This is a genomic window from Synechococcus sp. 1G10, from assembly GCF_002252625.1.
Classification (GTDB): domain Bacteria; phylum Cyanobacteriota; class Cyanobacteriia; order PCC-6307; family Cyanobiaceae; genus Regnicoccus_A.
Genome location: NZ_NQKW01000009.1, coordinates 23,582 through 45,163 on the forward strand (window position 1 = coordinate 23,582; position 21,582 = coordinate 45,163).

The 21,582-nt window shown below is 66.7% G+C and carries 21 protein-coding genes; 12 read left to right on the forward strand and 9 right to left on the reverse strand.

Translation table 11 applies throughout. The annotated features are described in order from the left end of the window. Nucleotide 1 precedes the first annotated feature (1 nt). On the forward strand, nucleotides 2–571 hold the full coding sequence (locus CJZ82_RS09695; protein WP_094555580.1) for a hypothetical protein: 570 nt from the start codon (nucleotides 2–4) through the stop codon (nucleotides 569–571). Nucleotides 572–585: 14 nt separating this feature from the next. On the opposite strand, the gene CJZ82_RS09700 is transcribed toward CJZ82_RS09695, so the two are convergent. Continuing rightward, entirely contained in the window at nucleotides 586–1,356 is a 771-nt protein-coding gene (locus tag CJZ82_RS09700; RefSeq protein ID WP_094555685.1) for a response regulator transcription factor, read from the reverse strand. Between the two features lie 141 nt (nucleotides 1,357–1,497). Between CJZ82_RS09700 and CJZ82_RS09705 the strand changes: the two genes are divergently transcribed. Continuing rightward, entirely contained in the window at nucleotides 1,498–1,764 is a 267-nt protein-coding gene (locus CJZ82_RS09705) for a DUF6761 family protein (protein ID WP_094555581.1), read from the forward strand. An 84-nt stretch (nucleotides 1,765–1,848) separates the two neighbouring features. Here the strand turns inward: CJZ82_RS09705 and grxD are convergent, their stop codons facing one another. The 4 genes from grxD to CJZ82_RS09725 are packed head-to-tail and all read right to left on the reverse strand — an operon-like array spanning nucleotide 1,849 to nucleotide 3,847. Next, nucleotides 1,849–2,172: a Grx4 family monothiol glutaredoxin gene (gene grxD, locus CJZ82_RS09710; protein ID WP_094555582.1), complete on the reverse strand. Its 324-nt coding sequence runs from the start codon at nucleotides 2,170–2,172 to the stop codon at nucleotides 1,849–1,851. A gap of 43 nt (nucleotides 2,173–2,215) precedes the next feature. After that, nucleotides 2,216–2,458 (reverse strand): BolA family protein, encoded by a 243-nt coding sequence (locus CJZ82_RS09715; RefSeq protein ID WP_006170541.1) that lies wholly within the window; start codon nucleotides 2,456–2,458, stop codon nucleotides 2,216–2,218. Nucleotides 2,459–2,513: 55 nt separating this feature from the next. Next, nucleotides 2,514–3,062 (reverse strand): hypothetical protein, encoded by a 549-nt coding sequence (locus CJZ82_RS09720; RefSeq protein WP_094555583.1) that lies wholly within the window; start codon nucleotides 3,060–3,062, stop codon nucleotides 2,514–2,516. A 17-nt stretch (nucleotides 3,063–3,079) separates the two neighbouring features. Then, nucleotides 3,080–3,847 (reverse strand): 1-acyl-sn-glycerol-3-phosphate acyltransferase, encoded by a 768-nt coding sequence (locus tag CJZ82_RS09725; protein ID WP_198949722.1) that lies wholly within the window; start codon nucleotides 3,845–3,847, stop codon nucleotides 3,080–3,082. A gap of 149 nt (nucleotides 3,848–3,996) precedes the next feature. Between CJZ82_RS09725 and CJZ82_RS09730 the strand changes: the two genes are divergently transcribed. Both CJZ82_RS09730 and CJZ82_RS09735 read left to right on the forward strand, forming a co-directional pair. Then, complete coding sequence (locus CJZ82_RS09730; protein WP_094555584.1) at nucleotides 3,997–4,743, forward strand: pyridoxine 5'-phosphate synthase; 747 nt, start codon at nucleotides 3,997–3,999, stop codon at nucleotides 4,741–4,743. Next, nucleotides 4,740–5,078 (forward strand): MgPME-cyclase complex family protein, encoded by a 339-nt coding sequence (locus CJZ82_RS09735; protein ID WP_094555585.1) that lies wholly within the window; start codon nucleotides 4,740–4,742, stop codon nucleotides 5,076–5,078. Before CJZ82_RS09730 ends, CJZ82_RS09735 begins: the two co-directional genes overlap by 4 nt. A 27-nt stretch (nucleotides 5,079–5,105) precedes the next feature. Here CJZ82_RS09735 and CJZ82_RS18385 read toward each other — a convergent pair whose 3' ends face one another. Together CJZ82_RS18385 and CJZ82_RS09740 are read right to left on the reverse strand one after the other, a co-directional pair. Continuing rightward, complete coding sequence (locus tag CJZ82_RS18385) at nucleotides 5,106–5,261, reverse strand: hypothetical protein (protein WP_158218539.1); 156 nt, start codon at nucleotides 5,259–5,261, stop codon at nucleotides 5,106–5,108. 168 nt (nucleotides 5,262–5,429) lie between these two features. Beyond that, nucleotides 5,430–5,771: a hypothetical protein gene (locus CJZ82_RS09740; RefSeq protein ID WP_094555586.1), complete on the reverse strand. Its 342-nt coding sequence runs from the start codon at nucleotides 5,769–5,771 to the stop codon at nucleotides 5,430–5,432. Between the two features lie 147 nt (nucleotides 5,772–5,918). On the opposite strand from CJZ82_RS09740, the gene CJZ82_RS09745 reads away from it, so the two are divergent. The 4 genes from CJZ82_RS09745 to CJZ82_RS09760 are packed head-to-tail and all read left to right on the forward strand — an operon-like array spanning nucleotide 5,919 to nucleotide 15,547. Then, nucleotides 5,919–6,605 (forward strand): metallophosphoesterase, encoded by a 687-nt coding sequence (locus tag CJZ82_RS09745; RefSeq protein ID WP_094555587.1) that lies wholly within the window; start codon nucleotides 5,919–5,921, stop codon nucleotides 6,603–6,605. Between the two features lie 10 nt (nucleotides 6,606–6,615). Continuing rightward, entirely contained in the window at nucleotides 6,616–9,948 is a 3,333-nt protein-coding gene (locus CJZ82_RS09750; protein WP_094555588.1) for an exodeoxyribonuclease V subunit gamma, read from the forward strand. Then, nucleotides 9,945–13,826, forward strand: a complete 3,882-nt coding sequence (locus tag CJZ82_RS09755; protein WP_094555589.1) for a UvrD-helicase domain-containing protein — start codon at nucleotides 9,945–9,947, stop codon at nucleotides 13,824–13,826. The genes CJZ82_RS09750 and CJZ82_RS09755 overlap by 4 nt, the downstream gene beginning before the upstream one ends. After that, the gene (locus tag CJZ82_RS09760) at nucleotides 13,823–15,547 is read left to right on the forward strand and encodes an ATP-dependent RecD-like DNA helicase (protein ID WP_094555590.1); all 1,725 of its coding nucleotides are present in this window, start codon (nucleotides 13,823–13,825) and stop codon (nucleotides 15,545–15,547) included. Before CJZ82_RS09755 ends, CJZ82_RS09760 begins: the two co-directional genes overlap by 4 nt. 16 nt (nucleotides 15,548–15,563) lie before the next feature. On the opposite strand, the gene CJZ82_RS09765 is transcribed toward CJZ82_RS09760, so the two are convergent. After that, a complete protein-coding gene (locus CJZ82_RS09765) occupies nucleotides 15,564–17,732 on the reverse strand; it encodes a glutamine synthetase III (RefSeq protein WP_094555591.1) in 2,169 nt (722 codons plus the stop codon). A gap of 133 nt (nucleotides 17,733–17,865) precedes the next feature. On the opposite strand from CJZ82_RS09765, the gene CJZ82_RS09770 reads away from it, so the two are divergent. The 4 genes from CJZ82_RS09770 (at nucleotide 17,866) to CJZ82_RS09785 (ending at nucleotide 21,014) form a co-directional block, all read left to right on the forward strand. Beyond that, the gene (locus CJZ82_RS09770) at nucleotides 17,866–18,123 is read left to right on the forward strand and encodes a hypothetical protein (protein WP_143593621.1); all 258 of its coding nucleotides are present in this window, start codon (nucleotides 17,866–17,868) and stop codon (nucleotides 18,121–18,123) included. 6 nt (nucleotides 18,124–18,129) lie between these two features. Further along, complete coding sequence (locus CJZ82_RS09775; protein WP_198949723.1) at nucleotides 18,130–18,525, forward strand: phosphomannose isomerase type II C-terminal cupin domain; 396 nt, start codon at nucleotides 18,130–18,132, stop codon at nucleotides 18,523–18,525. A 143-nt stretch (nucleotides 18,526–18,668) separates the two neighbouring features. Beyond that, nucleotides 18,669–20,612 carry a DEAD/DEAH box helicase gene (locus tag CJZ82_RS09780; protein ID WP_094555593.1) on the forward strand — a complete coding sequence of 648 codons (1,944 nt, stop codon included), beginning with the start codon at nucleotides 18,669–18,671 and terminating at the stop codon, nucleotides 20,610–20,612. A 42-nt stretch (nucleotides 20,613–20,654) separates the two neighbouring features. Beyond that, entirely contained in the window at nucleotides 20,655–21,014 is a 360-nt protein-coding gene (locus CJZ82_RS09785; RefSeq protein ID WP_143593622.1) for a hypothetical protein, read from the forward strand. A 40-nt stretch (nucleotides 21,015–21,054) separates the two neighbouring features. On the opposite strand, the gene CJZ82_RS09790 is transcribed toward CJZ82_RS09785, so the two are convergent. Next, nucleotides 21,055–21,255 carry a hypothetical protein gene (locus CJZ82_RS09790; RefSeq protein WP_094555595.1) on the reverse strand — a complete coding sequence of 67 codons (201 nt, stop codon included), beginning with the start codon at nucleotides 21,253–21,255 and terminating at the stop codon, nucleotides 21,055–21,057. Nucleotides 21,256–21,582: the final 327 nt, after the last annotated feature.

The window sequence follows — 21,582 nt, forward strand, 5'->3', positions numbered from 1 at the left end:
CATGGCCTCCAACCCGCCAGGAGCGGCGCCGGATCAATCCCAGACCTACCCGGTGACCCCGTTGATTCGCTTCACCCTGCTTGGGCTTTATCTCGCGCTTGTGCTGCCCCTGCCACTTCTGGCCACCCCAACCCTGCGTCCGTGGCTGATCGCTGCTCTGCCGGTCGGATTCGTGCTGGTGTCCGCCTTGCTGAGTGAGCGGGTCAGGCTCGATCAGGAAGGCATCACGGTGGGGCATCCGCGCTGGTGCGCCTGGCTGCTGCGACGGGGCTGGCAGCTTCGCTGGAAGCAGGTGGAGGGTCTCACCAGCCTGGGCACGAGCCAGGGCGGGCGGGTTTACTACCTTCGGGCAGAGGATGGCCGCCGACTGCTGCTGCCGCAGCGGGTGGATCGCTTCCCCGCATTCCTGCTGCAGGTGCAACGCACCACCGGCCTGGATCTATCAGCAGTGGGCCGTCTCACCCCGCCATGGACCTACTGGGCCCTGGCGGCTCTCACCCTGGCCATGCTTCTGGGGGAGCTGGTCGTGCTCGCGGCCTTGCCCACAGCCAGTGTCCCAGGGTTGAGCTGAGCAGAACCGGTTCTTCAGCTGGCGCTAGCGCTCTGGGGACGGACACCACCAGCCGGGCTGAGGGAAGCCTCAGGCGCTTCAGGAAGAGTTTCCAGGCTGAAGCGGTATCCCTGCTGGCGCACCGTTTCGATGCCACCGCCCTCGCCAAGGCCAGCCAGTTCAAGCTTGCGGCGCAGGGTGAGCACCTGGGTGTCGACCGAGCGGGGACCCCCACTGAACGGAGGCCAGGCCATGCGCAGCAGTTCCTGGCGACTGCGGACCATCCCCGGTGGCATCAGCAAGGCACAGAGCAGGGCGAATTCACGGGGGCTGAGCTCCACTGGCTGATCGCGCAGGGTCACCTGGCGCAGCAGCAGGTGCACCTCCAGCGGACCAACGCAGACCCGCTCCTGCAGGCCGGTACCGCTGCGACGCAGCAGGCTGCGACAGCGGGCCGCCAGTTCCTCAAGACCGAAGGGCTTACGCAGGACGTCGTCGGCGCCAGCATCGAGCAGCGCCACCAACGAATCAGCGCCGGTGCGGGCCGTGAGCACCATCACCGGGGAACGCAGATGGGCCGCCAGGCGCAGAGCAGTGCTCTCCTCGAGCAGTTCGGCGCTCACCAGCAGATCAGGAGTCTGGTCGTCGCAGAGCTGGAGGGCTTCAGCAGCCGTGGCCACGGCTGCTGCCAGATATCCATCCTGACGGAGGCGCTGGGCCAGAACCGTTCGCAGGGTCGGATGGGGGTCGACGACCAGAACCCGCTTCAACGTGGAGGCCCCGCCGGTACGTGGCTCAAGCGTCAGCTTGACGGGGCTTGGATCGATGGAATCAGGCTTGGGTGTGAGCTCCACACGCGGCCACGGGTGAGTCCCTAGGCTACCTGATACACGCAGTGAGCAGTCGATACCCATCGATGCCACGCCCGCCCAGACAGCCTGTGCCCCATGACCTCGCTGCAGAATCCTGACGCCATCCGTCACTTCCAGTCAATCTGTGACGCCTGCCAGGACCTGGCCAGCCGCTACCACAGCCCCTCGGAACTCAGGCTTTACGCCGATGGCTACCTCCATGCCCTACGCCGCGGCTCCGTGCTGCAACCTCTGGATCAACGGCGCCTTGAAGACGTGATCGAGCGTTGGATCATGGATCCCTCCAGCTTCATCGGCCCCGACGGCAATGTCAGCACCCTGTTCGAGAACAGCCGCAACTGACGTCGAAACCAGCCGTAACTGATCAGGAAAAACGGCTGGACATCGCCTGGATGGAAGAACTGAAGTCGGCCTTCCTCTCGGTTCCTAGCTGGCCAAGGCAACAGTGAGGGTTTCGCGCAGCTCACCGGAGTTGTACATCTCAATCAGGATGTCTGAGCCACCGATGAACTCGCCGTTCACATACACCTGGGGAATGGTGGGCCATTCCGAGAACTCCTTGATGCCCTGACGAATCTCGGGATCGGAGAGAACATCAAACGTTTCGAACGGCATGCCCAGAGAATTGAGGATCTGAACCACGTTGTTGGAAAACCCGCACTGGGGCATCAGCTTCGAGCCCTTCATGAACACCACGATCGGGCTGCTGCTCAAGAGGCTGTCGATGCGTTGCTTGACGGCGCTGTCCATGGAGGCGAGGGGTAAAACGATTGAAGGGGGAAGGAAGGGAAAATCAGCCCACACCAACGGGGGTTGTGGTCTGCAAGGCAAGGGCGTGGATGGCCTCGCTGGCCAGCTCACGGCGCAGGGCCGCGTAAACCAACTGGTGCTGCTTGATCCTCGAGAGACCGGCAAAGGCGGAGGACACCACTTTCACCTGGAGATGGTCGCCACCACCAGTGAGGTCCTCTACCTCCACCTCGGCATCGGGAAGACTGGCGCAGATCGCTTCTTTCACCTGCTCCGATTGCACCATGACCGAGATTCCATCCACTCCGGACGGAATCTAGAAGCCGGAGAGACCAGCTGCCTTACCGGGTTGCCGGGGCGTCGCTGACGGCGGTGTAAGGGATGGTGGCGAAGCCGAGTTCCACCAGAGTCTGGTAAGCACGGCGCCCTTCCTCACGGGCTGGGGTCATCACCTTGACCACCTCGACCAGCAGGGGCACGGCCACCTCGGGCTGGTTCTGGCGGCGAAGCAGGGCAGCCAGACGAAGATTGGACTGGGCCAGCAGTTCCAGCGACTCGCGGCCTTTCTGATCCATCTCCCGGGGAATGCGCGCATCGAGGCCGCGGAAGGACCCACTCAGATCCCGGTAGAAGCCGAGCAGACGCAGGCTGGCCTCCCTGGCCTGGTCGTAGTCCTTGCGGGCGGCAGCCAGGTCACCGCGGGCAACGGCCGCATCACCTCGGCTCAGCAGATCCTTGACGGCCTGGAGGTTGAAGGTTCCAGCCGAACCCTCGAGCACCTTCGGAGGCTCACCCTGAGCCTGAAGGGGCAGGATCGGAGCAGCAGACAGCAGGGTTGCAGCCAGGGCAAGCCCGAGTGCAAGGTGGGGCCGGCGCACGGAGGACAACACCGAAAGGCAGTTGGACTCTACGGGGGAGTGATGGGACGGCCCACGGCGAGGCGGGCCGCTTCCTCAGCTGATTGCATCGCCACCGCCAGCCGGTCGTTGAGCGCCCGGACCTCTGAGCGGCCGCCAGCTCCATCCACGGCCAGGGCGGGGGCAAAGACCAGGGCAGCCCGGCCCCGGCAGCGCGGGGGGGCCTGGCTGTAGCCGATCCCGATCGGAACCACACGCACATCGACACCCTGGCTGGCGGCCAGGACCGCCAGCCGTCCCAGGCCCTGATGCACCCGGATCGGACCATCCTGACGGCGGATCTGGCCCTCCGGAAACACCACCAGCTGCTCTGAGGCGGCCAGCAGATCAACGGCGTAGCGAAGTGAACTGGTGCCAGGCCGTCTCTGGTCGATCGGGAAGCAGCCGAGGCGGTCGAGGAACCAGCCCTGGATCCCCCTCATCTCCGTGACGGTGACCATGAAGCGGCAATCGCGGCCACTGATCCGGCGGCCAGCGGCGTGGGGCAGCAGCAGGGCATCCCAGCGGGCCCGGTGGGTGGGGGCAAGCAGCACCGGCCCCTGCAGAGGCAGGTGCTGCTGGCCCAGCACCTCGATCGAGCTGAAGAAGCCGGGCAGGGCGAGGTCCTGGGTCACCAGCATCGCCAGCGGGGACAGGACGGGACTGATGCCGCGACAGACGCTGCTCTCCCGGGCCACCAGGTTGGAGCTGGGCTTCGGCTCGGTCCTTGCTGGTCCCTCGATCACTTGCGTCGTCTCGGCCGTCACCTGAAGCCGCATTCGCCAATCGATGCAAGCTATAGGGCGCCGCAGTGCTTCGTTTCAGGTCACGGGCAGTTGCCTCTGCGGTTGGGCTCGACCCTGCCAAGGCCCCTGTTGGGCCTGAGCTGATCCATAGGATCAAAGGCCAACGAGTCCCTGCGCGAGCCATGGCCAGCCTTGGCGTGAATATCGATCACATCGCCAACGTGCGCCAGGCCCGCAGGGCCCTTGAGCCCGATCCGGTCACCTTGGCGCTGCTGGCTGAGCTGGGGGGCGCCGATGGAATCACCGTGCACCTGCGCGAGGACCGGCGCCACATCCAGGAGCGTGACGTGGAGTTACTGCGAGCCACCGTGCGCAGCCGCCTCAACCTGGAGATGGCGGCCACCTCTGAGATGGAGGCGATCGCCCTGCGGATTCGCCCGGACATGGTGACCCTGGTGCCTGAACATCGCCAGGAGGTCACCACCGAAGGAGGGCTCGACGTGGTGAGCCAGCTCGGCACGCTGCAGGGACTGGTGGGCCGACTGCAGGACTCAGGCATTCCCGTCAGCCTGTTCGTGGATCCGGAGGTCTCCCAGCTGGAGGCCAGCCGTGCCAGCGGCGCCCGCTGGGTGGAGCTGCACACCGGCGCCTACGCCGAAGCCCACTGGGATGAGCAACCACGGGAACTGGCCCGACTCGAGGAAGGCAGCTTCGTGGCCCGCTCCCTGGGGCTGAGGGTCAATGCCGGCCATGGCCTCACGTATCAGAACGTGGAGCCGATCGCCGCGATCGAGGGGATGGAGGAACTGAACATCGGCCACACGATCGTGGCCCGAGCCCTTGCGGTGGGATTGCAGAGCGCGGTGAGAGAGATGCGCGCCCTGATTCAGAATCCACGTCACGAACCCTTGTTCAGCAGCACCCCATGAGCGCCTCCCCGTCCACCACGTATCACTTCATCGCCGCCAGTGAGCAATTTCTGACAGTGGAGGAACCCCTTGAGGAGGTTCTGCGCGAACGGGTGCGCAACTACGGCGAGGTGGGCAAGGCGATCGATTTCTGGCTGCTCAAGCGCCCGGCCTTTCTGAACGCTCCCGAGCTCTCGACCCTGGCCACCACGGTGCCCAACCCAGCAGCGGCAGTGGTGTCGACCGACCCGAAATTCATCGATTTTCTGAAACTGCGGCTGGAATTCGTCGCCAAGGGCAGCTTTCAAGCCCCCAGTTCAACCATTCAGGACCCCCTGGCTCAGCAAACGATCTGAACGGATCAGGCCGCCTTCGCTTGCTTGTCAGGCCGCCTGCTTCTGCTTGGTGAGCATCCAGCCATCCAGCAGCTGAACCTGCAGTGGGTTGAGGGCGGCATCGGCGAGAAGCCGCTCCCTCAGACGAGCAAGATCCTCAGGATGCAGCTCTCCATTTTTTTGCCAGTGGAGATCCGTGGTCATCAAGGTGTTGAGGTGCTGACGTCTTTGTGGGTCCATGGTGTCAGTTGGCACCCGCCCTAACCCGGCTGAAATCCGATGATTTCCTTGAGAGATCCCTGGACAGACACTGCAGATCGCTTGTGCTTCCGCGTCTGGCCGGGCGATTTCGACCTGCCAGGGAGGCCTGGCTCAGAACAGGCCAAGAAAGCGGCGGCGGGGTTGGGTTTCACCATCGCTGGACTTCGGGGCACGGCCCCGGCCTCCGTCCTGGTGATAGCGGGGAACGTTGTCACCGACGGTGAGCAGCGCTTCCTTGTTCTTCCACCAGATCCAGTCGCGGATGGGTGGTGTCGCCAGCAGATCATCGCGGCTGAGCCCCAGACCCAGCTTGCGCGAGGCATCCACCAGCACGTCGATCATCGCCTCACCGTCACTACAGCGAGCGAGCGCTTCATTGGTGCGCTTTGCCCCGTTCAGGGCCTTCACCAGCGCCTGAACTCTCTGGGACACCGGAAGGGAAGCAGGATTCATCAGACCCCAGCCGCATGAGTCGGACCGTACCAGTGTGGGGCTGCAGGTGAACGATCTTCGCCAGGACTGATCGCGATCGGGCTGACAGAAGTGGAGATCAGAGGCCACACTGGTCGTAGCGCAGTTCCACTTCGGCGCATCCTTTGCATGGCGTCCACACCGCAGTCCCCCCGTCACTGGGTGATCGGTGACGTCCATGGCTGCGCCACGGCTCTCCAGGACCTGATCACCCGACTGCCGCTGGGCGACCGTCTGATCTTCTGTGGTGATCTGATCAATCGAGGGCCCCAGATCGAGCGCACCTTGATCCTGGCCTGGGATCTGGTGGTAGAAGGTCGGGCCGTATGGCTTCGGGGCAACCACGAGCAGAGCCTGCTCAAGGCTCTCAGCAGGCAGCGCGTCAACAGCACCAGCGACCCTGCCCTGGCGGGTTCCGACACCTACCGACAGCTGGGCAGCCGTCAATGCCGCCTCTGGCGGGAGCGCCTGGAGGGCCTGCCCCTGGCCTACTGGAGCGGAGGCTGGGTTGCCACCCATGCTGGCTTCGATCCCAGCACCTGGTTGCCCCACCTCTCCATCCGCCAGCCCTTCTGGAGCCAGTACGACGGCCGCTTCGGGGATGTGATCATCGGGCACACCCCCGTGGCCCGGGTCGAGCGCAGTGCCAACGGCATCGTCAAGATCGATACCGGTGCCTGCTACGGCGGTCGGCTCAGTGCCTACTGCCCGGAAACCGCCGAGTTGATCAGCGTGCCCGGCCTGCGCAGCATCCAGTCCCAGCTGCCGGCCCTGGGCCGACGGCGTTCTGGCAAAGCGGTGGCCGGCTCCTGCTGAGAGCGGCTCGATGCTGACGGTCTATCGCAGCAACCGGGCCGACCTGCTCGCCCAGCTCCTGGGACAACACCTGCTTCTTGCCCCTCCCGACCCCTTTGAAACGGTGTCGGTGGTGGTCAACACCTGGCCCACCAGCCGCTGGCTGGGGGAGCAGCTGGCCCTCGAGCTGGGGGGCATCGCCGCCAACATCCGCTTCCCCTTTCCCGGCAGCCAGCTGCGGACCATTGTTCAGCAGCTGCTGGGAGACAGCAGCGAGGAGAGCGACCCTTGGCGAGCCAGCGACCTGGTCTGGCCGGTGCTGGAGTTGCTGCCCCAGCTGGTGGAGGCCCCGGAAGCCGCGCCGCTGCGGCGCTGGCTGGAACATCGCAACGACGCGGGCGAGTTGGATGCCCCTCTCTGGCAACTGGCCCGCGCCATCGCCGATGGCCTCGACGACCTCTGCCTGTACAGGCCCGCCATGGCCCTGGCCTGGTGGCAGGGGGGCTGCGGCGACAACCGCGGCGACTCCCTGCCGGAGTCGCTGGCCTGGCAGCCCCTGCTGTTTCAGCGCCTGCGGGATCGACTGGGGCAGAAACCCTTCGGGCTCCAGGCCCTGGAGTTGATCGAGCGTCTGCGTCAGGGCCGCATCAGCGGCGAAGCCATCTCCTCCCCCCTGCGCCTCTTCGGCCTCAGCAGCGCCCCGCCCGTGCAGGTGCAGCTGCTCCAGGCCCTGGCCCTGGTGGTCCCCGTGGACCTTTACCTGCTCACCCCCTGCGCCGACCTCTGGCAGCGCTGCATCGAGCGCCGCCGCGAGCTTCAGGACGCTCTGGCCGTGGAGCAGCCCTTCGGCCTCGACTGGTTGCTGCAGACCCCTGGGCTCGAGGCTCGCTTCGGCCGCCTGGGCGGGGAATTCCAGCAGTTGCTGGAGGGCACCGGGGAGTCGGAGCTGGGCAACGCCCAGGAGCGGGATCTATTCCTGTTACCGGCCACGGCGGCATCCTCCAGCCAGCGCAGCCCCAGCCTGCTGGAGCAGCTCCAGGAGCAACTTGCCCAGCCGGCGGAAGGCCATCCCCTGCAGCGCGCTCCGGAGGACCACTCCCTGGAGTTCCACCCCTGTCCGGGAAAGCTGCGGCAAGTGCAGATCGTGCGTGATCGCTTGCTGCAGCTGCTGGCCGCTGACTCCAGTCTTGAGCCACGCCACATCCTGGTGATGACTCCCCAGGTGGACCAGCTGGCACCCCTGCTGGCCTCGGTCTTCTCCGACAGCGACGCCACAGGAGTTGAGCTGCCGTGGCGGCTCACCGACCGCAGTCAGCTCGATGACGCCGGCATTGCCCAGTCCCTGCTGCAGTTGCTGCGCCTGGCCGGAGAGCGCCTGACGGCCTCGGGACTGGAGGGCCTGCTCGAGAGCACTGTCCTGCAGGAGCACCATCAACTGGAGCCCCAGGAGGCTGCCGCCATCACCAGGGCGCTCCAGACCAGTGGCTTCCGCTGGGGGCTGGACGGGGCCGAGCGGGGCGGCAGCGAGCAACACAGCCTGAGCTGGGCGATCGACCGACTGTTGCTGGGCCTGGTGCTCCCCGACCAGCCCGGACTGGCCATCGGCGCCTGCGCGCCCCATCCCCTTTCCGGCACGCCCGAGAGCCAGGGGCGCTGGATCTTGCTGCTCACCCGCATCAAGCGGTGGTTGATCCAGCTACGCCGCAGCCGCCGTGCCGAGGACTGGGGCCCGTGCCTCAGAGACCTGCTCGAGGATCTGTTCGGCGACGGCGGCGAGAGGGCCTGGGAGCTGATCTCGATTCACCAGGCCATCGCCGAGTGGACCGCCGGTGCCGCCGGGTGCACCCTGACGATCCCGGCCGCGGTGCTGGCAGCGGTGCTGCAGGAGCGGCTGGCCGCTGACAGCGGTCGCTTCGGCCACCGCAGCGGCGCCCTGACGATCAGTGCCCTCGAGCCGATGCGGGCCATCCCCTACCGGGTGATCGTGCTGATGGGCCTCGATGCGGAGGTGTTCCCGCGCCGGCGCCAGCGGCCCGACTTCCATCCCATGGAGCACCAGCGCCTGCTGGGGGACCCCGATCCAGCCGACCAGGACCGCTACGTGCTGCTTGAGGCCCTGCTCTCGGCCCGCGATCATCTGCTGATCAGCTGGAGCAGCCGGGACGAGCGCAGGGGCGACCCCCTGCCGCCACCGGCCCCGGTGCGCCAGTGGCTGGATCAGCTCCAGGCGGAGCTCGGCGCGGAGGGCTTCAAGGGGCTGGTGGTGGACCACCCCGTCAGTCCGCTCGATCGCCGCAATTTTCTGCCGGCAGGTCAGCGACCGCCCGCCAGCTGTGACCAGCGCCTGCGCCAGGCCCGCCAGCGCCTCGAGGATCCGGCCATGGCAGCGCGACCCCTTCAACCCCTTGCCCGACGGGAGCCAGCTGAGCCGGGGGCTGCGTCCGGCACCACCGGACCAGCGCAGGAGCCACATAACGATCCCTTTGAGGATCTGCGCCGCTGGTTGATGGCGCCCCAGGAGAGCTGGCTGCAGCAACTGGGCCTGAGGCCGCGGGAATGGTCCGAGCCGGTCGAGGACCTCGAAGCCCTCAGCCTCGATGAGCTGCGGCGCTCCCGCCTGCTGCGGGATCAGCTCGCCCGCGGCGGCCATGAGCCCGCCCCGCCCGACTGGCCCTGGCTGTGGCGGGGGCGGGGCCTGGCGCCTCCTCTGACTGCTGGGGAGCTGGAGGCTGACGCCCTCAGCCAGCGCTGGTCGTCGCTGCAGCAGCTCCTCGAGCGGCTGGGGGAACCCCGGCGTCAGCGGCACCGGTGGCAGGAGCGGCAGGATCCAGGTCTGGGCTGGGACCTGGAGGCTGATCTCGACTGGCGCGACGATCTGCTGGTGCTGGTGCACACCGCCCGGGCCCGCCTCCCCCACCGTCTCGATCTCTGGCTGCGGCTGTTGCTGGCGGCTGCCAGCGGCCAGTCCCCGCGGCAGGCCGTCCTGATCGCCCGCGACAAGAACCATTTCGTGGTGGCCCAGCGGCTGCAGGCGATCGCAGCGGGGGCCGCGGCAGAGCAGCTCCAGCAGTTGCTCCGCTGGCGGCAGAGCCACCGCCACCACTGCTGGCCGGTGCCCCCTGAAACCGGCTGGGCCTATGCCCAGGCCGAGCACAATCGCCCCGGCGATGGCGCCACCAAGGCGTTGCAGTGCTGGGAGGGGGCTCCCCCCTGGACCGATGGTGAACGGGAGCAGGAGGCAATGGCCCTCTGCTTCGGTCGCGACTGCCCGGCTGAATCCCTCCTCCGGGGCGATTTCGGAGCGTTCTCTGCCCTGGCCATGGCCCTGCATGAACCGCTGCTGCTTCAGCAGCTGAAGCCATGAGCGTCGCCGAAACCCATTCAGCGGCAGCGCCTGGGGAGCTGGCGGCCAACGGATTCCCGCTGGATCCAGGGGTGCACCTGATCGAAGCCAGTGCCGGCACCGGCAAGACCTTCACCCTTGCCCATCTGGTGCTGCGGCTGGTGGGGGAGCGGCAGCTGTCGCTGCGGTCGCTGCTGGTGGTCACCTTCACCAAGGCTGCGGCCGCCGAGCTCAGGGACCGGATCGGCCGGCGGCTGCAGCAGGCCCAGCAGTTGCTGCAGACCCCTGATCCGGCGGGCCATGGGGGACTTGATCAGGAACTGAAGGATTGGCTCGGGAGCATCGCCAGTGAGGACTACGAACAGTTGCGCGCCCAACTGCTGCTGGCCCTTGAGGAGCTCGATGCCGCCGACATCACCACGATCCACGGGTTCTGCCACCGCAGCCTGCAGCGTCAGGCCCTGGAAGCGGGACTGGCCCCTGAGGTGGAACTCGAGGATGACGGGGCGCTGCTGCAGGAGCAGGTGGTGCACGACTACTGGCAGCAGCAGGTGCTGCCCCTGCCGGCCCATGCCCTGCGGGGACTGATCAGCCGGGGTGTCGAGATCAAAGGGCTGCAAACCCTGCTGGCCACGCTGGAGGGGGATCCGACCCTGGCCAGCCCTGATCTGCCGCCGGGCTGGGACCCTGAGCAGCCCCTGCCCCCCCAGTGGCTTGGCCAGTGGGAGTCCGACTGGCTCCGTTTCCAGGCCCTCTGGGAGCAGGAGGGTGAGGAGCTGGAACAGGCTCTCTGCGCGGCAGCGGCAGAACGCAAGCAGGCAGGAATCAAGAGCAAGGGGCCCTACAGCGCCAAGCCCCGCCTCAAACGCGCCCAGCTGCTCAGCGCCTGGCTGCAGGCACAGCCGTGCCCGGGCTCCTACGCCGAGCTGCTGCAGGACAAGACCAGCTGGATTTCCGACTACTTCCACCCAGGACCGATCAGCCAGGCGGCGGCACTGGCTGGACCGGTGCTGCGGCTGCCCCGTCCCCGATTGCTGGCAGCGGCAGCGGCCCTGGTGGACGCTCCAGCTGAGGCGGTGCTCAGCCATTTCTGCCACTGGGCCCGGGCGGAACTGGCGCGGCGACGGCAGCGCGGAGGACGCATGAGCTACGGCGACCTGCTGAGCAGCCTTGATCCCGGTGCCGACGGCAGCCAGCGTCCAACACTGATCGAGGCCCTCTCAGAGCGCTACGAGGCCGCGCTGATCGATGAGTTCCAGGACACCGATCCTCTGCAGTGGCGCATCCTTCAGCGGGTCTTTGCGGCAGGGGATGCCCGGCCCCGGCAGCTTTTGGTGCTGGTGGGAGATCCCAAGCAGGCCATCTACCGCTTCCGGGGCGGCGATCTCGACACCTACCGCGCCGCCAGCAGGACCGCCGCAGCCAGCCACCGGCTCATGCGCAACTTCCGCTCCTCACCTCCCCTGCTGGAGGCGCTGAACCGACTGATGGCCCCGGGCCTGCCCCGCTCAGCCCTGCCGGTGCCGCCCCTGCGGGCCGCCCGGCTGGATGGGGGGGAGTTGTTGATCCTGCCGGCGAGCCAGCAGCCCCTGCAGCTGCTCTGGCTTGGAAACGATCGAAGCGCTGGCGAAGCGCCCCCCAGTCGCAGCGAGCTGGAGAGCCGAACGGCTGATCGGGTGGCGGCCCTGGTCCTGGATCTGCTGCTGAGCGGATGGCGGATGGGCGAAGCAGAGCTGAGCCGGCCCCTGCGACCCTCCGACATCTGCCTGTTGGTGGACCGGCACCAGCAAGCCGAAGACCTGAGGGAGGCCCTGGAGCGCCGTGGGCTGCCCAGCCGCCTGCTCAGTCAGGGGGATGTGTTCGCCGGTGAGGGGGCCGCCCTGCTGCAGCGGTTGCTCGATGCCCTGGCGGAGCCCGGCAGCGACGCACGCCTGCGGCTGCTGGCCGCCTCCCCCCTGATGGGCTGGAGTCCGCGCCAGCTGGCGGCAGCCGGCAGCCAGGAGTGGGATCGCCTGTCCGGCCAGCTGGCCCGCCTGGCCGAGCGCCTGCCCAGCGACGGCTTGCTCGCCACCCTGGGGCAGATGCTGCGCAGTGAGGAGCTGGCACAGCTCTCCCTGCAAGGTCGCTGGCTGGCCGACCTGCAGCAGTGCGCGGAGCTGGTGCAGGAGCGGCTGCACCAGCAACGGCTCGGTGCGGCCGCCAGCGCCGACTGGTTGCGGCGGCGGCGATTGCACCCGCCCGAAACGGTGCCGGAGAACCAGCTGCCCCACAGCGACGCGGTGACTTCCGCCGTGGGGGTGGTGACGGTGCACCGCAGCAAGGGACTGGAATTCCCCGTGGTGATCTGCCCCTATTTCTGGCAGGGGGTGAACAGCGCCAGTCGCCGGGGCAACCGCCGCATCGGGCGTCGCTGGACCCCGGAGCAGGCCAGCGGGCCCCAGCTGGATGTGCATCTCGATCAGCGCTGGGGGCCGGGCCAGATGGCGGCGGAGCAGGAGCAGGCCGCGCTGGCGGCGGAGCGGGAACGGCTGGCCTACGTGGCCCTCACCCGCGCGCGGGACCTGTTGGTGCTCGGCTTCGGTCCGGCCCTGGACCAGGGGAGCAATCCCCTGATCCCCTGGCTGTTCAGCGGGCACCCCCTTCCGCCCCTTGGCCCCAACGACGACGACGTCTACACCTGTCGCTCCGATCAGGAGTGGCTCGACCTTCTCGACGAAGCGATCCAGCAGCGAGCCCTGCCGATCAGCCTGATCAGCGGCGAGCCCAGCCAGCAGAACTCCGTGCGCTGGCAAGCCCCTGCAGAGGCCGGAGAACTGGGCACCGGACCGGTGCCCCGCTGGCCCCTGCTCTCGGGCTGGGGCCGCAGCAGCTACTCCAGCTGGACCCATGGGGCCCACGGGGGACCCCTGGCGCCGGAGGCGATGGAGGAGGGCCGCGAAACCGATGGCATCGATCGTGCCGCCACCGATGCGACAGGCCCGGATCCTCAGGCCAATGGGCCCGTCAGCCCGGAGCGGGGACCAGATGCCTGGGGTCCCCGCAGCGGACCGCTGGCGATGTTTCCCCGCGGCGCCGCTGCCGGTGATTGCCTGCACCGCATCCTGGAGCGGATCGATCACAGCCAGCCCGGCGACGACCCGCTCCACCGGACGCTGGTGGAGCGAGAGCTGGAGCGGGCTGGACTGGATCAAGAGCATGTCTCGGCCACCCTGAAGTTCCTCGAGCAGCTGCGTCACACACCGATGGGCGGGGCACTGGGGACTGTGTGTCTGGCCCAGCTGAATCCGCGGCGGCAGCTGCGCGAAATGCCCTTCGACCTGCCCCTGGCCCTGGGAGCGGAGACCTCAACTGGCCGTGCCCTGGTGCGCGCCCAGGGGTTGGCCGAGGTGTTCAGCCGGCATCCGGAGGGGTGCTTCAGCGGGGCTTACGCCCAACGGCTGGCGGAACTGAACGTGGCCAGCCGCGGGTTCCTCACCGGCTCGATCGATCTGGTCTTCACCGCACCGGGGCCGGATGGGCGGGAGCGCTGGTGGGTGGCCGACTGGAAAAGCAACTGGCTGGGACAGCGCGACCCCCAGGGCCAGCCCCTCGCCTGCGGCCCTCTCGACTACGGACGGGCCGAGATGGCAGCACTGATGGAAAGCCACCACTACCCGCTCCAGGCCCACCTCTATCTGGTGGCCCTGCACCGCTATCTGGGCTGGCGTCTGCCGGGCTACAACCCCCAGCGAGATCTCGGCGGTTACCTGTATGTGTTCCTGCGGGGCGTCCCCGGTGCCGTCAGCCCACCACCGGGCCAGGCCATCGCGGAGCAGTCGGTGCCAGGGATGTTCGTGGAGCCTGCACCGCTGAATCGCCTCCTGGCCCTTGATGCTCTGCTGCGGGAAGGCCAGCGATGACTCCACAGATGACTCAACAGCCGCCGACCCTCGGCCCCCTGGGGCCAGCCCTGGCTGAAGCCCTGCCCAGGCTCTACGGCATCAAGAGCGATCCATTGCTGGCTGAGCTGATCGTGGCTCTGAGTGCGGCCCTGGTGCGCGGTGAGTTGCACCTGCCCCTGGACGGAGCGGCCCCCGAGGGCATCGTCAGCGTGGAGCACTGGCCTGAAGGCCACCGCCAGGCCCTGGTGCGCTGCGGCTGGATCCAGAGCCCGCAGCAGCCTGAGCCGCCAGCTGACGACTCCCCGCCACCGCTGATGCTCAGCGAACGGGGTGTGGGCTGGCGGCGCTGGCTGTTGCTGCTGGAGAGCACGATGGCGGAACTGGAGCAGCGGGCCGCAGCCTGCGTGCAGCCGCCCCTGAGCTCAAAGCGCCTGCAGACCGCCGCGCAGCGGGCCCAGCGGCGGGGTGGCCTGGATTCCCATCAACAGGCGGCGGTGGTGGCCTTGCTCAGTCAGGGCCTGGTGCTGCTCGGAGGCGGACCCGGCACCGGCAAAACCAGCACGATCGTGCAGATGCTCGCAGCGGTGCTGGAGGAACGCCCTGGCTGGCGGCTGCACCTGGCGGCGCCCACCGGCAAAGCCGCCGCCCGCCTGCGCCAGGCCATCGCCGCCGGAGGATCCACTCTGCCGCCGGATCTGGCCACTCAGCTGACGGCCAGTCCCTGCACCACCCTGCATCGCCTGCTTGAGAGCCGCGGCGAGGGGTTCGGACGCAACCGGGAGCGGCCCCTGGCACTGGATCTGCTGGTGGTGGATGAGGTGTCGATGCTGGATCTCCCCCTGATGGCCGCCCTGCTGGAGGCCTTGCCAGCCGAGGCCCAGCTGCTGCTGGTTGGGGATCCCGATCAGCTGGCCCCGGTGGGCCCAGGGGCGGTGCTGCAGGAACTGCAGCTCCCGGCCAGGCGCCAGGCTTTGGGGGACGCGTCGATTGAGCTGAGCACCACCTATCGCAATGACGGGGCCCTGGCCCTGGCTGCCGGCCGGTTGCGGCGAGGAGACACCCCTGGATTTCTGCAACAGCTCAGCCTGCTTGAGGCCTCCGACAACCTCAGCTGGTGGCGCTGCGCATCAGGCCGATTACCCGCCGAGTTACTGGAGCGGCTCAGGGCCCATCAGCTGCAGCTGGCTCAGCTGGCCGCCCGCTGGAGTGGGGATCCAGAGGGCCTGACCCAGGAGCTGCTGGAAGAGGTGGAGCGCTGCGTGGTGCTGGCCCCCACCCGGCGCGGGCGCTGGGGCGTGGAATCCCTGAACCAGCGGCTGCTCGGAGCCGACTGGAGCCGGGGACCCGCCGGCTGGCCTCCGGGCACTCCCGTGCTGTGTGGGCGCAACCTGCCGGAGCAGGGCCTCGCCAATGGCGATGTGGGGGTGGTGGTGATGGCGGAGGGCCAGCGCAGGCTGCTGTTCTGGGGAAGCCAGGATCCTGGCGAGGAAAGCAATGGCGGCAGCGGCGGTGCTGGCGAAAGATTGCGGCTGGTCCACCCCAGCCGCATGGCCGCGGCGGAGGCGGCTTTCGCGATCACCATCCACAAGTCGCAAGGCAGTCAGTACCAACAGGTGCTGGTCCTGATGCCGGAGAGGGAAGGCCGCTGGGACCAGCGGCTTCTCTACACAGCATTGACAAGGGCCCGGCAGCAAGCGGTGCTGATCACCCCCGAAGGCCAGGGGTGGCTGCCCGCCTGATGACTGCCGCACAGACTCAGCGGACGAAGAGCATCTCCTGGTAAGTGGGCAGCGGCCAGGTTTTGTCATCCACCAGGGTCTCCAGTCCGTCGACAGCCTCACGGATCTTGTGCATCAGTGGCAGCAGGGTGTCAGCGCAGTGGCGCATGTGGTCCACGGGGCCGTGGGGTGGATTCTTGACGGCCGCCTCCAGTGCCGTGCAGTTGGCCAGGAGCTCCTGGTTGAGGCTGGCGATACGGCCAGCCATGGCGCGATCGGGAGGTAGGCCCAGATCTTCCTGGTAGCGCAGGGAATTGGCCAGACCGCCGAGATAGTCCATGACCGCGGGATAAATCTGGGTGCGGGCGATCTGAAGGGCCAGCTTGGCCTCCACTTCCACCGCAAGCACGTACTGCTCCGCATACACCTCAAAGCGGCTCTGCAGTTCCACCGGGGTGAGCACCCCCGTGCGCGCGAACAGGTCCTTGACGTTGTCCCTCTCGAGCACGAGCAGGGCATCGGCGGTGGTGGGCAGGTTCTCCAGGCCCCGCTCGTTGACGGCCATCTGGTGCCACTCGCTGGAGTAACCGTCTCCGCCGAAGACGACATCACCGTGCTGCTCCATGATCACCTTGAGCACAGCCGTGGCGGCGTCCTGGAGGCTGGCTCCGGCAGCCATCTTCGCCTCCATCTCATCACAGATGTATTGGAGCGAGTCCGCCATCATCGTGTTCATGGCCACAAGCGGGCCAGCCACAGACTGGTTCGAGCCCACAGCCCTGAACTCGAAGCGGTTGCCGGTGAAGGCAAAGGGGGAGGTGCGGTTGCGATCACCTGGATCCTTGGGGAACTCCGGCAGGGTGTCGACACCCAGCTGCATCAGGCCACCGTGATCGGTGCTGCCCAGGTTGCCGTTCTTGATCATCGTGTACACCTCTTCCAGCTGGCTGCCGAGGTACACGGAGATGATCGCCGGAGGTGCTTCGTTGGCGCCCAGGCGGTGATCGTTGCCGGCCGTGGCCACAACGGCACGCAGCAGCGGCCCGTAGAGATGGACGCCACGGATCACAGCTCCGCAGAACAGCAGGAACTGCATGTTCTCCTCGGGGCTGCTGCCTGGATCCAGCAGGTTGCCCTGGGTGGAGTTACCCACCGACCAGTTCACGTGCTTCCCGGAGCCGTTGATGCCCTCGAAGGGCTTCTCATGCAGCAGGCAATTCATGCCGTGCTTGCGAGCCGTGTTCTTGAGCAGCGTCATGGTGAGCTGCTGGTGATCGGTGGCCACGTTGGCCGCCTCGAAGAAGGGAGCGATCTCGAACTGGCCGGGCGCCACTTCGTTGTGACGGGTCTTGGCGGGAATGCCCAGTCGGTACATCTGGTATTCCACGTCCTGCATGAAGACCTGGACCCGCTGGGGGATGGCACCGAAATAGTGGTCGTCGAACTGCTGGCCCTTGGGCGAGGGATTGCCGAAGAGGGTGCGGCCTGTAAGTAGCAGGTCGGGGCGCAGGCTCACGAAAGCGCTGTCCACCAGGAAGTACTCCTGCTCAGCCCCGCAGCTGGAGTTCACCGGGGCAACTTCGGTGTTGCCTAGGAGCTTCAGCAGACGCTGGGCCTGCTTGTTCATGGCCGCGTTGGAGCGCAGCAGAGGCGTTTTCTTGTCGAGGGCCTCGCCTGTCCACGAGACGAACACCGTGGGGATGCAGAGGGTGACGCCGTTGGGCGTCGACATCAGGAAGGCCGGGCTGGTGATGTCCCAGGCGGTGTAGCCGCGAGCCTCGAAGGTGGAGCGGATGCCGCCGTTGGGGAATGAGGAACCATCAGGTTCACCCTGGACCAGCACCTTGCCGGTGAATTCGCAGATGGCTGAGCCGTCGCTCTGGGTGGAGATGAAGCCGTCGTGCTTCTCGGCGGTGGAATTGGTGAGCGGGTAGAAGACGTGTGCGTAATAGAGGGCACCGCGGCCGACGGCCCAGTCCTTCATCGCCTGAGCCACCACGTTGGCAACGGTGACGTCGAGCTTGCCGCCCTGCTGAATGGTTTTCTGAACCGACTTGAAGATGTCCTTGGGCAAGGACGACTTCATCTTGGAGAGGTTGAAGACGTCAACGGCCCAGATCTCATCAAGGGAGGAGATGGGGGCGGTGACCGCCGCTGGGCGTTCCTGGGTGCGCTGAATGGCGGCGAGACGGTTGGGGCTGGGCATGAAGAACCGTGTTTCTGGCTGCCATCCAAGTAGGCAGGCATCCCCTTAGATGAAGCCGTTGCTACAGAGGCGCCGAGCGTCTGTTGCTGCGGAGCATTGAGCCAGGCGGCTCGGCACTGACACCCCCGCCGCCATGAGACAGACTGGAAGAGTCCCCAGCCCGGCCCGGATGATCCGCTACTACCTTCTGTTGCCGGGACCCCAAGGCGAGGAGCCGACGCTGGGCCGGATGCTGGATGACCGCAGCGAAGCCTGCTTCGACGCCAGCACCACCCCACCCACTTGGCAGGGCTGCACCAACCAGATTCAGCGCCGTCTGCACGCCCACGACAAGATCGCCGAAATCAGCCAGGCAAGAGCTCAGGCCTGGAAACCAGCCGCCTTCGGCTGATCATCCATGACCGAATCCGGCGCAGGTGGCGTGATCCGCAGTGAACGCCCCTGGGGCTGGTTCGAAACCATCGCCACTGCGCAGGGTTACCTGATCAAGCGACTGTGGCTGAACCCCTCCAGCCGCATCAGCCTTCAACGCCATCACCACCGCAGCGAGCACTGGGTGGTTGTGGAAGGCAACGGAATCCTGGAATGCGATGGCGCTCAGCTGAACGCAGCTCCGGGTGTCACCCTGACGATCCCCACCCTGGCCATGCACCGTGCCAGCGCCGGAGACCTGGGGCTGATGATCGTGGAAGTGCAACGGGGCGACGACCTCACTGACGAGGACATCGAGCGCTTCGCCGACGACTACGGGCGATCGGCTGATCTGCTGGTGGACCACCCGCCTCAAAGCTGAGCATCAACGGGTGGTGTTACGATGACTACTCACCCTTTGATAAAGGGCAAGGCAGTCTTTTTTCAGGCCATGTGGCCGCGAGATACGGGTACCTGCCGGCCTGCGTTGAAGGAACTCCCAGGCCAAGGCCCCATCAACTCACCGTGACCCAGTCCTACGCGAGCGAGAGCTTTGCGTGCTCGATCGACCTGAGCAACAATCCCGCCCAATCCCCAATCCAACCCATCGCGAGCGATCCCATCACAACCACCCCTTCCATCCAGCCCAGCCAACTCTCCAGCTGCGTCGATCTGAGTGCCCTTGAGGGGCAACCGTCGGCCGAAGCCACTGCCGTCGAATCAACCTTGATCGGCCCGCTCGATCAACCCGGCGAAGCTGCTGAGGAGGCACCGGCCACTGGTGGATTCGCAGGGTTTGGTCTGGGAGCTGAGCTTCTGAGTGCCATCGCCGAGTGCGGCTACAGCACCCCGTCTCCCATTCAGAAGGCCGCGATTCCCGAGCTGATGCTCGGCCGCGACCTAGTGGGCCAGGCCCAGACCGGCACCGGCAAGACCGCAGCTTTCGCCCTGCCTCTGCTGGCGCGTCTCGATCCCCAGCAGCGCACCCCTCAGGTGCTGGTGCTCACACCCACCCGTGAACTGGCGCTTCAGGTGGCAGAAGCCTTCAACGGTTACTCCGCCAAGCTCCCCCAGGTACGGGTGCTGCCGATCTACGGCGGTGCTGATTTCCGTGACCAGATCGTTCGCCTCAAGCGGGGCGTGCAGATCGTGGTGGGCACCCCGGGGAGGGTGATGGACCACATGCGCCAGGGAACACTGGATCTCTCCGGACTGCGCTGCCTGGTGCTCGATGAGGCCGACGAAATGCTGCGCATGGGCTTCATCGATGACGTCGAGTGGGTGCTTGAACAACTGCCTGAGCAGCGGCAGGTTGTGCTCTTCTCAGCCACCATGCCTTCTGAGATCCGCAGGCTCTCGCGTAAGTATCTGCAGAACCCTGCTGAAGTCACCATCCAGCAGAAAGGTGCAGAAAACAGCACCATCCGCCAGCGCCATCTGGTGGTCCACGGTGCCCAGAAGCTGGAGGCCCTGACGCGAGTGCTGGAGGCCGAGAGCAGCGAAGGGGTGATCATCTTCGCCCGCACCAAAGCAATCACCCTCACCGTCTCCGAGGCCCTCGAGCAACAGGGTTACGACGTGGCCGTGCTCAACGGCGATGTGCCTCAGAACCAGCGGGAGCGCACGGTGGAGCGACTGCGCAGCGGTCAGGTGAACGTGCTCGTGGCCACCGACGTGGCCGCCCGGGGGCTGGATGTGGATCGGATCACTCTGGTGATCAACTACGACATCCCCTTTGACAGCGAAGCTTATGTCCACCGCATCGGCCGCACCGGCCGTGCGGGCCGCAAAGGGGACGCGATCCTCTTCCTCACCCCCCGGGAGCGCCGTTTCCTGGGCGGACTGGAGCGGGCCGTGGGCAAAGCCATCACCCCGATGGAAGTGCCCACCAACTCCGACATCAACCAGAGCCGGCTCGATCGCCTGCGCGAGCGCCTTACCGCGCTGGTCGGAACACCTCGCTCCGAGGAGCAGGAACTGGCCCTGCTCAGCGAAATCCTGCAGCGGGTGGGCAACGAGATCAGCGCCACCCCCGAGCAACTGGCCTTGGCCGCCCTCCAACTTGCCGTGGGCGACCGCCCCTTGCTGGTGCAAGGCACCGAAACCTGGCGCCAACCCGCCCCCAGCCGGGAACGTCAGCGCAGCGGCGACGACGACCGCCGCGGCGGAGATCGCCGCTCACCATCCCGTGCTGGCGGCAGCCGCCTGGAAGCCTCCACACCTCCTGATGCCGACATGGAAAGGTTCCGGATTGAGGTGGGCTGGCAAGACAGGGTCAAGCCCGGCAACATTGTCGGTGCCATCGCCAACGAAGCCGGCCTGAACGGACGCAGCATCGGACGCATCCAGATCTTCGACACGCACAGCACTGTGGATCTTCCCAGTGGGATGCCCGAAGATGTTTTCAAGGCTCTGCGCTGCCTGCGTGTGATGAACAAAGAGCTTCAGATCACCCGGCACAACGCCTGAGTCAGGCCTGCACGCCGATCCGGCGCTCTCTTCAGCTCCTCCATGTCCTCAATCTCCAGCACAGCGGCGAACGGCCAGCGCACTTTCTCCATCCCCATCGGGATGATCTCGCGTCTGGCCAGCCTCGCTCTCGTAGGTCTGGCCGATCTCATGCTTGCGGGAGCCGTGGAGGCCGAGGCGCTGCTCAAGGCCTCGGCCAGTTCAGGCCAGAGGGATGAGCACGTCAGCAAGTTCTGTCTTGCCACCGTCAGTGCTGCCTTTCAGGCCGCACGCAAAGTTCCCCCGCCGGGGCTTGGCACTTTCGCCTGCTCCTGTTTCGTGGATCAGGTGAACCAGGGTGCTGGCCTTGATGTGGCCCAGAGCACCTGCCGCCAGCGGACCATGGCTCGCTACAGCCTCTGAGCTCCGGTCCAGATCCAGCCTCAGGAATCAGGTTCCAGTCTCAGGAGCACAGACCGGTGACATCATCGGTACCCATGACACTCACCTGCCGCAGGGAGAGCTTCTCAATGGCGCCGATCAGACTGAGTTGAACCTCCGGGGTCTCGCAGAGCACCAGGGTCTGCAGGAGATCGAAGCGATCTTGATGAGCGAGCTCACCGTCCTCACACCAGGCGAGGCTCCAGGGAATGGGGGCAGCCATTGCTTCGGGATCATTTCGTCTTGGTTTCATGACATTGGGTCATCCCGCCATGGTCGCCTCCATCCCTTGGATTTGCTTCCACTTCACTTCACGCTTCGCCATCAATCCCTGATCGCTCCTCGCCAAGCCAAAGGGCCTGTGGCGCAAGCGTCACACCGTGTCCTGGATCACAGCACAGCAATGGAGACAGCGTCTGTGCGTGTCTCACCCCTGTATCATCACCGCCCCTTCGAGGCTTCAAGGCCACTCCACAGCTCCGTGGGACCCGAGCCGCTTCAGAGTGGCAGTCTTGAAAAAGCCAAAGCATTGACGTCGGCAAGTCCCGCC